Consider the following 12,428-nt stretch of genomic DNA (forward strand, 5'->3'; position numbering starts at 1 on the left):
ATGGTTGACCTGCAACCTGCTAATTAGCGTGGTTTTGCTCAGAAACCATCCAAAGGGTAGCGCATAATGCAAAGTCCGGTGCATCCGAAAGTTAAAGCTTTTGCTGCATTGATCAAGCGCTGGGGCAAATTCCGTCTTGGCATCTTGTTATGGCTCGGCTCATTGTTGCTGCTGGTGCTGGTGCATTACATCTATGCTGCGCTGTTTGCCGTGGTGGTTGACTGGTCGATGCTGCAGGCCCAGCTGGTCGTGGCCATGTTAGCGACTCCCTTTGTTGTTCTGATTATTTTTTATCTGGTACTGCACCTTGATGCCGCTTTGCTTTACCTGAAAGATTCGGCCCATCAGGAGCGTCTGCTTAATCAGAACATGCAGGATAGTATCCGCCAGCTCAATTTTGAGATCGAAGAGCGAAAAAAAGCTTTTCAGGCCAAACGGCGTGCCGTTGATGAACTTCGCAAAGAAATTTCTGAACGCAAGAAAACCCAGCAGGAACTGGAAGAGCAGAGTTTACTGATCCGTTCTATTGTTGATAGCTCGCCTGATTTATTCTATTACCGTGATGAAAAAGGCCGGCTGGCCAGCTTTAATAAGATGTTTGAAATTATTATGGGTAAATCAGCTCAGGAGCTGATTGGTCACCATCCCGCTGAACTGTACACTGAAGACAGTGCCCAGGCTGCGATTTTAACAGAATATGAAGCCGCGGCAGAGCATACCGAACTGACACTGGATGTTGAATTTGTAAAGCCAGATGGTCAGTTACTTTGGTTTGAAATGCGAAAGGTGCCATTTTATGACGGTCTGGGACGCTATATTGGTTTGCTTGGCTTTGGCCGGGATATTACATCACGTAAGTTAGCTGAGCAGGCGCTTGAAAAAGCTTATCAGGATAAGGGCAAGTTTATTGCCACCTTAAGCCATGAGCTGCGAACCCCGCTTAATGGCATCGTTGGCTTAAGCCGCCGTTTACTGGACAGTTCATTGGGCCCAGAGCAGCATAGCTGGGCGAACACCATTTTCAGCAGTGCCGAGACCCTTGGTAATATATTTAACGATATCATAGACCTGGATAAGATCGACCGCCAGGATTTAGATATTGTCTTTCACAGCATTCATATTCTCGGCTTTTTGAATGATATTAGTAATTTCGCTGAACTAATCTGTCAGCAAAAAGGTTTGGATTTCAAGATGCACAGCCAGGGTGATTTAGATTGCTATTTAAAAATCGATGCCACAAGGTTGCGCCAGGTTTTGTGGAATTTATTAAATAATGCCGTTAAATTTACTGCTGAAGGACTGATAGTGCTGGAGTGCCAACTGAGCATTGCTGCCACAGGCGCTGCCAGCTTGCTGTTTAAAGTACAGGATACCGGAATAGGTATTGCCAGGGCGGAGCAGGAACGTATTTTTGATATGTACTACAAATCTACTGATGGCCGCCGTTTAAGTATTGTCGGTTCAGGGATCGGCTTGTCAGTTTCCCGGGCGCTGGTCGAGGCCATGGGCGGTAAAATCTCGTTAAGCAGCGAGCAGGGACAGGGCAGCTGTTTCAGCGTGCAGCTACCGACAGAGAAGGTCGCACCACCCAGTGTCAGCACGATAAGCTGCCCTGAACTTACTGTGTTATTAATAGAGGATGTGCCGCTAAACGCTGATATCGCCACTGCCTTACTTGAGCAACGCGGTCATATCGTGATCCATGCTGAAACCGGTGAAGATGCAATGGCACTGCTGGAAACTGAAGACGATATTGATTTGGTATTGCTGGATATGCAGTTGCCGGATATGAGTGGTGACCAGATTGCCCGCTATATGCGAAGCGAAAGCCATTTGCAGACAATTCCAATCGTCGTGCTAAGCGCAAACGTCCGAAAAGCGGAAGAGCAGCTAACCGATGTACAGGTTGATGGTGCGCTGGCAAAACCTATTAATACCAATAAACTGGATCAGATGCTGGCCCGGCTGTTTTCGCCAAGTGCATTGAAGTTACAGCAACCTGCTCAGGTAAAGCCTGCTAATGAAGATAACCAGATCCTTGATCTGATAACGTTGCAGGATTACATGCAGTCGCTGGGGCCGGAAGCGATGAAGCGAAGTGCCCAGTTATTCGCACAATTACTACCGGGTTATATCAATAAAATGATAGAAGCAGCGGTACAGCAGCACCCGCAGGATTTTCGGGAGTCTGCCCATAAACTGAAGGGGGCAGCGGCATCGGTAGGGTTACTGTGGGTACAACAGCAGGCGAAAAAGTTCGAGCAGGAAACCCCAAAATGGAATGGTCTGGAACGTCAACTGGTAGATTATCACCTAAAAGCAGAGCAGCACCTGGCTGCTCTGTACGATTTTATTGAAGCCCGTTAAACACCGGATTGTTGCCAGTATTATTTGTCAATTTTGCCAACAAACCGGTATCCTTCACCGTGGATGGTGCTGATTAATTCAGGGCTGTCGATATCAGACTCGAAGTGTTTGCGAATGCGGCGGATTGTTACATCTACCGTGCGGTCATTTGGGCGCAGTTCACGGCCGGTCATATGACGAATTAACTGTTCGCGGGTAAAAATTTTACCCGGGGTATCCAGCATTAACCGCAGGGCCCGGTATTCACCTTTTGGCAGGCGGCGAGCCATACCCTTGGGAGATGTCAGGTTGCGGCTGTTTTCATCCAGTGTCCAGCCGTTAAACTTAACGACACTTTTGTGCTCTTCTACCACAGGCTGGGCTACTGTACGACCCAGCAGATTGCGGGCGCGGATAGTAAGCTCACGGGGATTGAACGGTTTAGTCAGATAATCATCTGCGCCAATTTCCAGGCCCAAAATCCTGTCGACTTCACTGTCACGGCCCGTTAAGAAAATCAGACCGATATTTTCTTTCTGACGCAGCTCACGAGCCAGGATCAGACCATTTTTACCAGGTAAGTTAATGTCCATGACCACCAGGTTTACTGGATTTTGTTCCAGCTTTTGATACATCTCTTCGCCATTAACTGCTTCGATGACATCATAGCCTTCACCCTGGAACAGATTAACCAGATTGAGCCTGGTCACTTCTTCATCTTCAACAATCAGAATCACAGGTGTTTGCATTAGAGTTAAACCTTATGTGTTTTTTGTGAACATTATAGCGCACTAATTACGATAGTTGCTGTGGACATGTCAAATGCTGGCGCAATTATAGCGGTCTGACCATTTGTTAACAAGAATTTTGTTAACAAATGACTTTTATAAATTAGAAGGCGCTTATCTTAAAGGTAAATATTCAATAAATACAAAGAGATGATTCTATTTTTTGTTGTTATTGCTGTGGATGATTACCGGGAAGTCAATCAGAACTTTAACCCCGGCACCCAGGGTGCTGTCAAAGCTGATTTTACCGTTTAAGGCCTGAGTCACCAGATTATACACCAGATGTAAACCAAGGCCACTGCCGCCTTCGCCGCGCTTCGTCGTCACGAAAGGATCAAATATGCGTTTCTTAATTGCTTCCGGGACCCCACTGCCATTGTCGCTGTAGCAAAGCTGGCAGCGGTTGCCACTTATTTTAACTGAAATACCGATTTCGCCCTGATCATTGGCATCAAACGCATGGATCAGACTGTTCATTATCAGATTGATCAGAATTTGGTTTATCGCTCCGGGTTTGCTTTCAATAACCAGTCCGGTCGGGCACTCTACTGTTATCTGATGCCGGGTTTTTTTCAGATTGGGACGAAGAGACAGCAGTACCTCATTAATAAGTTGCGTCATATTAACACTGCGCTGGCTGTCGTTAGACTGATCTACGGCGACCTGCTTAAAACTACTGATTAAACTGGCGGCTCTTTCAAGATTACGATAGATAATGGCAAGGTTTTCTTTACTCTCATTCAGAAAGCGTTCCAGCTGGGAGGAGGTGAGCTTTTTGGCATGGTAGGCGTGATCAATCTCTGCCAGTTTATCCTGCAAAAGTGTCGAAGCCGTGACACCAAGGCCGATTGGGGTATTCACTTCATGTGCCACGCCTGCGACCATTTGTCCGAGGCTCGCCATTTTTTCAGTTTCCACTATCTGGTTCTGATACTGATGCAAAGTGGCAAGGGTATTCAGTAATTCCTGATTAGAAGATTTCAGGGCGTCAGTCCTGTCACTGACTTTCTGCTCCAGTATTTGAGACAGTTCCCGCATTTCAGCTTCTGTTTGTTGTTGCCTGATTAGTTGCCGCTCAATTTTATCAAGCATGGTATTAAGTGCTTTACCGAAAACATTAAACTCTTCAATGCTGTTTTGCTCAGCCCTGAGGTGATAGTCTTTATCTTTTGCTACCCGCTGTACCAGGTGCATTAGCTTGTGGATTGGGTTGGTAAAGCGTTGTTCTAATTTGCGGGAAAGTACATAAACGACAATTAAGGCACAAACAACGATTAATACATCAACCAGCACCCGGTTTTGGATATAGTTTTGTAATTCTTGCTGACTGGCTCTGATAAAGACATATCCCGCGAGTTGATCGTTCAGCCTGATCTCCTGGCTCAGCTCTATGTAGTTATCAGTTTGTTGGGGTTCGGTGTAAGCGGCGACATTTTCCAGCTGCGCCGGGTAGGGACCAATTCCACGGGCATTATAAATGGAATACAGCACCAGTTCCCCTGTAGACTGCCGCATTCGGTAAATATGAATATTGTGCAGCATTGGTACTGCCTCAAAAGAGCGTAACCGGTTCTCCTCTATGTGGGCATAATCATTGTAAATATTGTTCCGCTCATCGGTATATCCTGCCGCGGTAGCAAGGATAGTTTTATTGGCATCGGCGAAACTGGCCCGGGCATTAAAGGCAATGATATTAGCGTAACTTTGCAGCTCATTAATAAGTGCGGCTCTTTGCTGTTTGATGTCCTGTAAAGTTGAGGTAAGCATGGAAACAATAATAGTCAGACTACAGATTGTCATGACACCAATAAATAGTGCAGTTCTGATACTAGTGGTTTTTGAGCTGGTGTTGGCTACTGCTTTCATGCATCGCTCACTTTTTGCTGACATTGCTGTAGCTGTTCCGGATTTAGTATTGATGTTATGCAGTTAGCAGAGTTTTAGCAAACCTGTTTGGTATTTTTCTGGTGCACAGGTATAGTTAGCCAGGTTGATTGAAGCGGGTGTGACAAATGTTATTATGGGATGCCTATAAAAACAGTGTTTTTATTTGCCGGCAGCGTTTGGCACCCCAACTGAGTTTTGCCATTATTAGTGCCCAGAATCCTGCAGGTGAATTGAAAAATCCTCATTTGAATTTATGTCTCGATAAGCAATTCGAAGGCTTTCTGCAACAAGCCAGAATTCCATTTCGCTCGGTGACAGGAGCGTCTGCAGATTTAACATTTCAGGAGAAAAGCTGGATCGTATTTTGTGATAAGTCTCAGGCAGTTAAAATGGGGCAGCAGTTACAGCAAAATGCTATTTACTGGGTAGAGCAGAACCGATTATTCCTGGTGCCAGTGTTATGCCAGCAGACAGAAGAGTATCTTGGGTTGTTCAACAGCAGGGTGATTTTGCTGGCTGATTAACGATGGTGTTGCAAAATAGCCAGAATTACCGGCAGATCATCACCAAACTGAGCCAGGTACTGCCGTCTTAGCATATTTTGCTCAATTCGCTGTTGCTCATCGCCGGGGCGCTGCAATAGCGGCTGGAAATCAGTCACGCAGATGCAAATTAACCTGAGTTCTTTTTGCGACGGCAATTTATCGGCCCGGTATAATTGATGCGGACATGCTTTAATCCGCTTTTTATGCTGAATACACTGCTCGGGTACTGCGGCCTGTGACGGTGCCATCGTTACAAAAATACCAGACAAACCCAGTAGTATCAGCCGACACATTATTGACCGCAATGTCATGGTTTTACCTTTTGATTGCCTGATATATCACAAATCCGTTAGCCTTTGCCAGGATGACGACTTTACCGAAAGTCTGTTCCAGCAATGTCTGATAAGCCAGATGCAAATTAGCAACCAACGTCAGACTACCACCCGGCTTCAGGCGGGCTTTGCTCTGGCTGATAAATGCCTCACTAATACTATAGTCAGTTTTTATCCCGGTATGAAACGGCGGATTGCTGACAATATGATCAAAACTGGCGGGTTGCGTTGGCAGTCCGTCGGCGGTGAGTACTGTGCCCTGCAACTTGTTTGCCCGCAAAGTCTGCACAGTGGCTTCTGCTGCCAGCGCGCTGACATCAGTGCAGTACAGATTGATTTCACTGTTAGTTTTTTTCAGATAAGCGCCAATAACGCCGCAGCCACAGCCAAAGTCTAATACAGTGCCCTTAGTGATATGTTGCACATGTTCAAGCAGCAAGGCTGTGCCGGTATCCAGCTTGCCATGATTAAACACCCCTGCAATTGAACATACGGTCAGCGTAGTTTGCAAAATGGTAAATTGTTGCTGACTGAAAACAGGTTTTGTCAATGATGCCAGTGAACCCGTTAAGCAGTACCACAGACAATGTTTGGCATTATCAAGTTTATGAGCCTGCAGCCCAAGTTTATCAGCATGGCTGCCAAGGCTTTTAATTCCGCCTTTATTATCGCCCACCAGATAAATCTGACTGCCGTCTTGCAGAGCCGGCGCGATAGCGGCAAGGCTTAAGCTCAGTTGTTCTTTGCTCTTTGGATAAAAAATAACGACGGTATCAAATAGCTGTTGAAACTCAGGTAATGCACTGAAGTAACAGGTAACGTCAGACATTTGCCACTTTTCAGCTGTTGCCGCATTCGTGGTGTAGCAGCATAGCCTGGAATCAGCAGGCAGCCCATTTAGCAGATTACGGGCCAGCTCATCGGCCGGGGGTTCGACAATTAGGATATTTCCTGTTAAATCAGTAATATTGCGTAGCAACATCTGGCTGGTATTCGCTAGCATCAGCTTTTCCTTGCAAACATTAAATCCCAGACGCCATGGCCAAGCCGCTGTCCGCGTTGTTCAAATTTAGTCAGTGGCCGATGTGCCGGCCGTTCAACATAGTCGCCAGAGGCTGATACATTGACAAAACCCGGTGCTGCCTGCATCACTTCTAACATATGTTCTGCATAATTCTGCCAGTCGGTGGCCATATGAAATACGCCATCTGTTTTTAATTTGCGGCGCAAAAGCTGCACAAAGTCCGGCTGGACAATACGCCGTTTATGGTGGCGTTTTTTGTGCCATGGATCCGGGAAAAACAATTGGACTGTATCCAGACTCTCATCAGCGATAGTGTCATTTAATATTTCAACGGCATCATGTTCAAATAACCGTAAATTAGTAAGACCTGCTGCTGCGGCATCACCCAGACAGGCACCGACCCCGGGTTTATGTACTTCAATTCCGATAAAGTTCTTGTCAGGGGCATTTTTTGCCATTTCAACCAGTGACTTGCCCATACCGAAACCGATCTCCAGAACCACAGGGGCGCTGCGGCCAAACACCTGCTCCAGAACCAGCGGGCTTGTCTGATAACACAAGCCAAAAGCTGGCCAGTGGTTATCAAGCGCATTTTGCTGGCCTTTGGTCAGCCTGCCTTCACGCAGCACAAAAGAACGGATTTTGCGCATATAAGGTGTGCTTGCGTCTTGTTCTGCTGCCGGTTGTTGTGGTTCAGATTGCACTGGGGTGTTGCTCATTGTTGGCTCCGATATCAAACTGCGGCGCACATTATGCGGATATTGAAGGCTAAGCTCAACTGACGTTTTGCGTTGGCTTTGTGCGCTAAGCTGCTTATACTGCGCAGCACCTTGCAGCATGGTGACATAGCTATTGAAATAAGTGGGGCAGACGGTTGCAAAAAGATATTGCTAAATGGTTTACAAATCAGCTTCTTAGCTGGTATCAGCAGCATGGACGTAAAACCCTGCCCTGGCAGATTAATAAAAGCCCTTATACCACCTGGCTTAGTGAGGTTATGCTGCAGCAAACCCAGGTGGTAACTGTTATTCCTTATTTCGAGCAGTTTACCCGGCGTTTTCCTGATGTCATTAGCCTTGCTGGCGCATCGCAGGATGAGGTACTGCATTTGTGGACCGGGCTGGGTTATTACGCCCGGGCCCGAAATTTACATAAAGCAGCCCAAATTATCGTCGCTGAGCATAATGGCAGGTTTCCGGTTGAGTTTGAACAAGTGCTGGCATTGCCGGGTGTTGGCCGCTCTACAGCCGGCGCCATTTTGTCCCTGGCGCTTGGTCAGCAATATCCGATCCTTGATGGCAACTGTAAAAGGGTGCTCAGTCGGTTCGCTGCTGTTGCGGGCTGGCCCGGCAATAAAGCAGTGGAACAGCAGCTATGGTTGTTAGCAGAGCAGGTTACGCCTGCCGGCGTGGATGTAACCGCATTTAATCAGGCTATGATGGATTTAGGGGCAACCCTTTGCACCCGCAGCAAGCCCCGGTGTGTTGAATGTCCGCTGCAGCTGAATTGTCGTGCCGCGCTTGCCGGCGACCAGGCTGATTACCCTGGTAAAAAGCCTGCCAAAACCATACCCGAAAGACAAAGCTACTGGCTGATGCTTGAGCATCAGCAGCAAATATTGCTGCAACAGCGTCCTGCCAGTGGTTTGTGGGGAGGTCTGTACGGTTTCCCTGAATTTAGTACTGAGCAATTACGGTCTGATTATCTGGCGTTAAACAAGTTGCAGGTTACAGCCAGTGCTGAACTGCCAGCTTTTCGGCATACATTCAGTCATTTTCATTTATGGATAAAGCCACAACTGGTCCAGATTAAAACTAAACCTGACAGTGTGCAGGAGCAAAGTGCCCAGCAATGGTTTACAATAGCGCAGCTACCGCAAGTGGGACTATCAGCACCTGCTAAAATCCTGCTGCAGCAATTACAGGCAATGCAGCCGCTTGAATAAGGAGCAACTTCTATGAGCAGAACGGTTTTCTGTCAGTATTTACAAAAAGAAGCACCCGGCCTTGATTTTCAGCTTTATCCCGGAGAGCTTGGCAGTAAAATATTTAATTCAATCAGCAAGGAAGCCTGGAGTAAGTGGCAGGCTAAGCAAATTATGCTGATTAACGAAAAAAAACTGAATATGATGAACCCTGAACACCGGCAGTTTCTGGAACAGCAAATGGAAGCTTTTTTGTTTCAGGGCCAGGATATTGAAATTGAAGGCTATAAGCCGCCAGCCAGTTAATGATTGAGTTATAAAAAATTATGGCGCGTCGTCTGCCACCATTAAATGCATTAAAAGCTTTTGAAACAGCAGCCAGACACCTTAGTTTTACTAAGGCTGCTGAAGAGATGTATGTTACTCAGGCAGCAATCAGTCATCAGATTAAAGCGCTGGAAGATCATCTTGGTTTAAAGTTGTTTATGCGCAAAAACCGTTCGCTGCTGCTAACCGAAGAGGGCCAGAGCTACTTTCTGGATATTAAAGAAATCTTCCTGCAATTGCATGAGGCTACCGAAAAATTACTGGCCCGCGGGGCCAAGGGATCTTTAACTGTAAGCTTACAGCCCAGTTTTGCCATACAGTGGCTGGTCCCCCGTTTAAACCAGTTCAGCGAGCTGCATCCGGATATTGACGTGCGGATTAAAGCGGTCGATTTAGACGAAGGTTCACTGACAGACGATGTGGATGTCGCCATCTATTATGGTCGCGGTAACTGGCGCAATTTGCATGCAGACAAGCTGCATACCGAGTACCTGCTGCCAGTATGTTCCCCGTTACTGCTAAACAGTGGCAAACCATTGAATGAACCTACTGATTTAGCGAAGCATAATTTACTGCATGATGGTTCCCGTCGCGCCTGGAAAGCCTGGTTTACCAGCCAGGGCTTTAAACAGTTTAACGTTAATCAGGGGCCAATCTTCAGTCATTCATCCATGGTGCTGCAGGCGGCTATTCATGGCCAGGGAGTGGCATTGGCGCACAATGTGCTGGCCAGGCCTGATATCAACTCCGGTCGGTTAATCGTGCCTTTTAACCATGTGCTTATCAGTAAAGATGCCTATTATCTGGTGTGCCGGGAAAGCCAGGCTGAGCTGGGTAAAATTACCGCGTTTCGTCAGTGGATGGTGGATATGGTAACGGCGGAGCAATTGTTATTCACTGAGCAACAGTTTACCAATGCGGTTGCCATTGATTAACGCCAAAGCCCGCCTAATTCTGGCTCATGGTGCGGGCGCTTCTGCCAGTAGCTGTTTTATGACCACGTTAACCGAAGCACTGGCTGCGCACCATATTGAGGTGCAGCGTTTTAATTTTCCGTATATGCAGCGCAGTATTGATTTGGGTCGCCGCAGGCCACCTGATAAAATGCCGGTGCTGCAACAGCATTTTATCGAGCAGATAACCCGGGTAGATGACAGCTTGCCCCTTTTTATCGCGGGTAAATCAATGGGCGGCAGAGTTGCCAGTATGCTAAATTTGCCTGATAACCAGAAAGTTAAAGCCATTTTTGCCTTTGGTTACCCTTTTCATCCGCCAGGTAAGACTCAGTGGCGGACAGCGCACTTCGACAGCCTCAGCATACCGTTACACGTCTTGCAGGGGGAGCGTGATCCTTTTGGCAAACCCCGGGAGCTGGCAGGCACTGGCTGGCCAAAAGTCAGGATCCACTGGCTGACGTCAGCTGATCATGACTTTAAACCCACCAAAATAAGTGGCTTGCAGCAGCAGGATATTATTAAAGCAGCTGCGGCATATTGTAGTGAGGTTATAGATGAAATACTTCTGGCCGGTAAGTAACAGTCTGGCGGCACTTTATGGCGCAGGCGTGGTTGGATTAGCTGCCGCGCTGATGCATTTGTGGACCGGGTTAGATAACAGTGAGTTTGGTCGTCTGCTAAGCGCCATTTGTATTCTGGCCTTCCATGCCCTGGCACTACTGACAATCGGCCGCCAGTTGGCCGTTGCAGTGTTACCCAAGTTGGTTGTTCTGTGCTGGCATTGTGGGATCTGGCTGTTTTGCTGGACCCTGCTAGCCGGGGTGCTGGATTTACCTATGTATTATTCTGCTGTTGCGCCACTTGGCGGACAAACTTTGATTATAGGCTGGTTGATGCTTGCAATAAGCGCCTGGCGAAAGGAAACGAAATGAAACAACTCTTACTGTACTGCCGGGCAGGTTTTGAAAAGGAATGCGCAGCCGAAATTCAGGACAAAGCCAGCCTCTATCAGGTATTTGGTTTTTGCAAATTAACGGCCAATTCAGCCTATGTAATTTTTGAGGCTTATGATGCAGAGACACTGGCAAATTTTTATCGTGACTATGATTTTAATCAGTTTATCTTTATCCGCCAGTGGTGTTTATTAGTTGCACCGCTGCTGGAGCTGCCTGGTGCTGACAGAATTGCACCGGTGCTCGAGGCGGCGCTGGGTGCTGAGCTTGGCAGCATCGGGGAGCTCAGGGTAGAGTTTGCCCAGACTAACGAAGGCAAAACCCTATCTACTCTGGCAAGAAAGTTTACGGTACCACTGCGTCAGGCGCTGCGTCAGGCCGGAATTATGTTGCAAAAAGAACAGAAGCGGGCACCAGTACTGCACCTGTTTTTATTAAGTGGCCAGCAGGCTTATCTTGGTGTGTCTTATCCTGAGAATAACAGCCCGCTGGAAAATGGCATTTTACGGTTAAAGTTTCCGAATGAAGCGCCGAGCCGCAGCACCCTTAAACTGGAGGAAGCTTTTATCGAGTTTATTCCACGCCATGAATGGGATAAAAGGCTGGCGCCTGGCATGCTGGCAGTGGATCTGGGGGCTTGTCCCGGTGGCTGGACTTATCAGCTGGTAAAACGCAGCATGATGGTAACTGCCATTGATAACGGTCCGATGGCAGAATCGTTAATGCAAACCGGTCAGGTAAAACATTTGATGGTTGATGGTTTTAAGTACGAGCCGCAAAAAAAGAATGTGTACTGGCTGGTCTGCGATATGATTGAACAACCGCAGCGCGTTGCGGACAGGATTGCGGAGTGGATAATTAAGGGCTGGTGCCAGGAAAGCATCTTTAATTTAAAGCTGCCAATGAAACGCCGCTATGAGACGGTACAGGATGTGCTGGAAAAATTTGAAAATAAACTATTGCAGGCAGATATCAAATATCAGTTGCGGGTTAAGCACCTGTACCATGACCGGGAAGAAGTCACAGTACTGGTGCGTAATGTAGTAATGCGCTAGCAGATATAAGCATTGGCGATCTTCGGCTATTACTCAGTAATAGCCAGGGTTAGCCATACCAGTCTGTGGTCTGAGCTGGCGCCCCGGGTGCCAACCAGCGGATAGTCGGGATGATTTTTTGCTGGCCAGAATACACCGCCGTCTTTGATCTCAAAGCCATAATCTGAAGCCAGCACATAATCAGCCCGCATCCGCCAGCCGGCGGTATGGTATTTACCATGTGCAACATCCGGGGCATTTTCGGCCGCACCCAAACTTGCCGGGGTAAAACGTTGTTTTATTCTGTCGTGG

At 47.3% G+C, this 12,428-nt stretch carries 13 protein-coding genes and 1 pseudogene; 8 read left to right on the forward strand and 6 right to left on the reverse strand.

The window, feature by feature from the left end:
- Nucleotides 1–66: 66 nt before the first annotated feature.
- On the forward strand, nucleotides 67–2,367 hold the full coding sequence (locus tag R3177_RS08630) for an ATP-binding protein (protein WP_318970631.1): 2,301 nt from the start codon (nucleotides 67–69) through the stop codon (nucleotides 2,365–2,367).
- A gap of 20 nt (nucleotides 2,368–2,387) precedes the next feature.
- Here R3177_RS08630 and arcA read toward each other — a convergent pair whose 3' ends face one another.
- Both arcA and R3177_RS08640 read right to left on the reverse strand, forming a co-directional pair.
- The gene (arcA, locus tag R3177_RS08635) at nucleotides 2,388–3,095 is read right to left on the reverse strand and encodes a two-component system response regulator ArcA (RefSeq protein ID WP_318970632.1); all 708 of its coding nucleotides are present in this window, start codon (nucleotides 3,093–3,095) and stop codon (nucleotides 2,388–2,390) included.
- Between the two features lie 195 nt (nucleotides 3,096–3,290).
- A complete protein-coding gene (locus R3177_RS08640; RefSeq protein WP_318970633.1) occupies nucleotides 3,291–5,000 on the reverse strand; it encodes an ATP-binding protein in 1,710 nt (569 codons plus the stop codon).
- A gap of 146 nt (nucleotides 5,001–5,146) precedes the next feature.
- On the opposite strand from R3177_RS08640, the gene R3177_RS08645 reads away from it, so the two are divergent.
- Nucleotides 5,147–5,545: a DUF3293 domain-containing protein gene (locus R3177_RS08645; RefSeq protein WP_318970634.1), complete on the forward strand. Its 399-nt coding sequence runs from the start codon at nucleotides 5,147–5,149 to the stop codon at nucleotides 5,543–5,545.
- Here R3177_RS08645 and R3177_RS08650 read toward each other — a convergent pair.
- Genes R3177_RS08650 through trmB form a run of 3 tightly spaced genes read right to left on the reverse strand, consistent with a single transcriptional unit; the run spans nucleotide 5,542 to nucleotide 7,641 of the window.
- Nucleotides 5,542–5,877: a hypothetical protein gene (locus R3177_RS08650; RefSeq protein ID WP_318970635.1), complete on the reverse strand. Its 336-nt coding sequence runs from the start codon at nucleotides 5,875–5,877 to the stop codon at nucleotides 5,542–5,544. The genes R3177_RS08645 and R3177_RS08650 overlap by 4 nt on opposite strands.
- Nucleotides 5,878–5,881: 4 nt before the next feature.
- A complete protein-coding gene (locus R3177_RS08655; RefSeq protein WP_318970636.1) occupies nucleotides 5,882–6,901 on the reverse strand; it encodes a class I SAM-dependent methyltransferase in 1,020 nt (339 codons plus the stop codon).
- On the reverse strand, nucleotides 6,901–7,641 hold the full coding sequence (gene trmB / locus R3177_RS08660) for a tRNA (guanosine(46)-N7)-methyltransferase TrmB (protein ID WP_413229079.1): 741 nt from the start codon (nucleotides 7,639–7,641) through the stop codon (nucleotides 6,901–6,903). The genes R3177_RS08655 and trmB overlap by 1 nt, the downstream gene beginning before the upstream one ends.
- A 155-nt stretch (nucleotides 7,642–7,796) precedes the next feature.
- Here trmB and mutY point away from each other — a divergent pair, with 155 nt between their 5' ends.
- Genes mutY through rlmM form a run of 6 tightly spaced genes read left to right on the forward strand, consistent with a single transcriptional unit; the run spans nucleotide 7,797 to nucleotide 12,137 of the window.
- Nucleotides 7,797–8,867: an A/G-specific adenine glycosylase gene (gene mutY / locus R3177_RS08665; protein WP_318970637.1), complete on the forward strand. Its 1,071-nt coding sequence runs from the start codon at nucleotides 7,797–7,799 to the stop codon at nucleotides 8,865–8,867.
- A gap of 12 nt (nucleotides 8,868–8,879) precedes the next feature.
- Complete coding sequence (locus R3177_RS08670; RefSeq protein WP_318970638.1) at nucleotides 8,880–9,152, forward strand: oxidative damage protection protein; 273 nt, start codon at nucleotides 8,880–8,882, stop codon at nucleotides 9,150–9,152.
- 20 nt (nucleotides 9,153–9,172) lie between these two features.
- Complete coding sequence (locus tag R3177_RS08675; RefSeq protein ID WP_318970639.1) at nucleotides 9,173–10,108, forward strand: transcriptional regulator GcvA; 936 nt, start codon at nucleotides 9,173–9,175, stop codon at nucleotides 10,106–10,108.
- Complete coding sequence (locus tag R3177_RS08680) at nucleotides 10,089–10,709, forward strand: alpha/beta family hydrolase (protein ID WP_318970640.1); 621 nt, start codon at nucleotides 10,089–10,091, stop codon at nucleotides 10,707–10,709. Before R3177_RS08675 ends, R3177_RS08680 begins: the two co-directional genes overlap by 20 nt.
- Nucleotides 10,684–11,061, forward strand: coding sequence for a DUF423 domain-containing protein (locus R3177_RS08685; protein WP_318970641.1), 378 nt, complete (start codon nucleotides 10,684–10,686; stop codon nucleotides 11,059–11,061). Before R3177_RS08680 ends, R3177_RS08685 begins: the two co-directional genes overlap by 26 nt.
- Nucleotides 11,058–12,137: a 23S rRNA (cytidine(2498)-2'-O)-methyltransferase RlmM gene (gene rlmM, locus R3177_RS08690; protein WP_318970642.1), complete on the forward strand. Its 1,080-nt coding sequence runs from the start codon at nucleotides 11,058–11,060 to the stop codon at nucleotides 12,135–12,137. The genes R3177_RS08685 and rlmM overlap by 4 nt, the downstream gene beginning before the upstream one ends.
- A gap of 29 nt (nucleotides 12,138–12,166) precedes the next feature.
- Here rlmM and R3177_RS08695 read toward each other — a convergent pair.
- Nucleotides 12,167–12,428: pseudogene (locus R3177_RS08695) on the reverse strand (endonuclease/exonuclease/phosphatase family protein); the annotation flags it as partial.

The organism is Arsukibacterium sp. (assembly GCF_033722355.1).
Classification (GTDB): Bacteria; Pseudomonadota; Gammaproteobacteria; order Enterobacterales; family Alteromonadaceae; genus Alishewanella.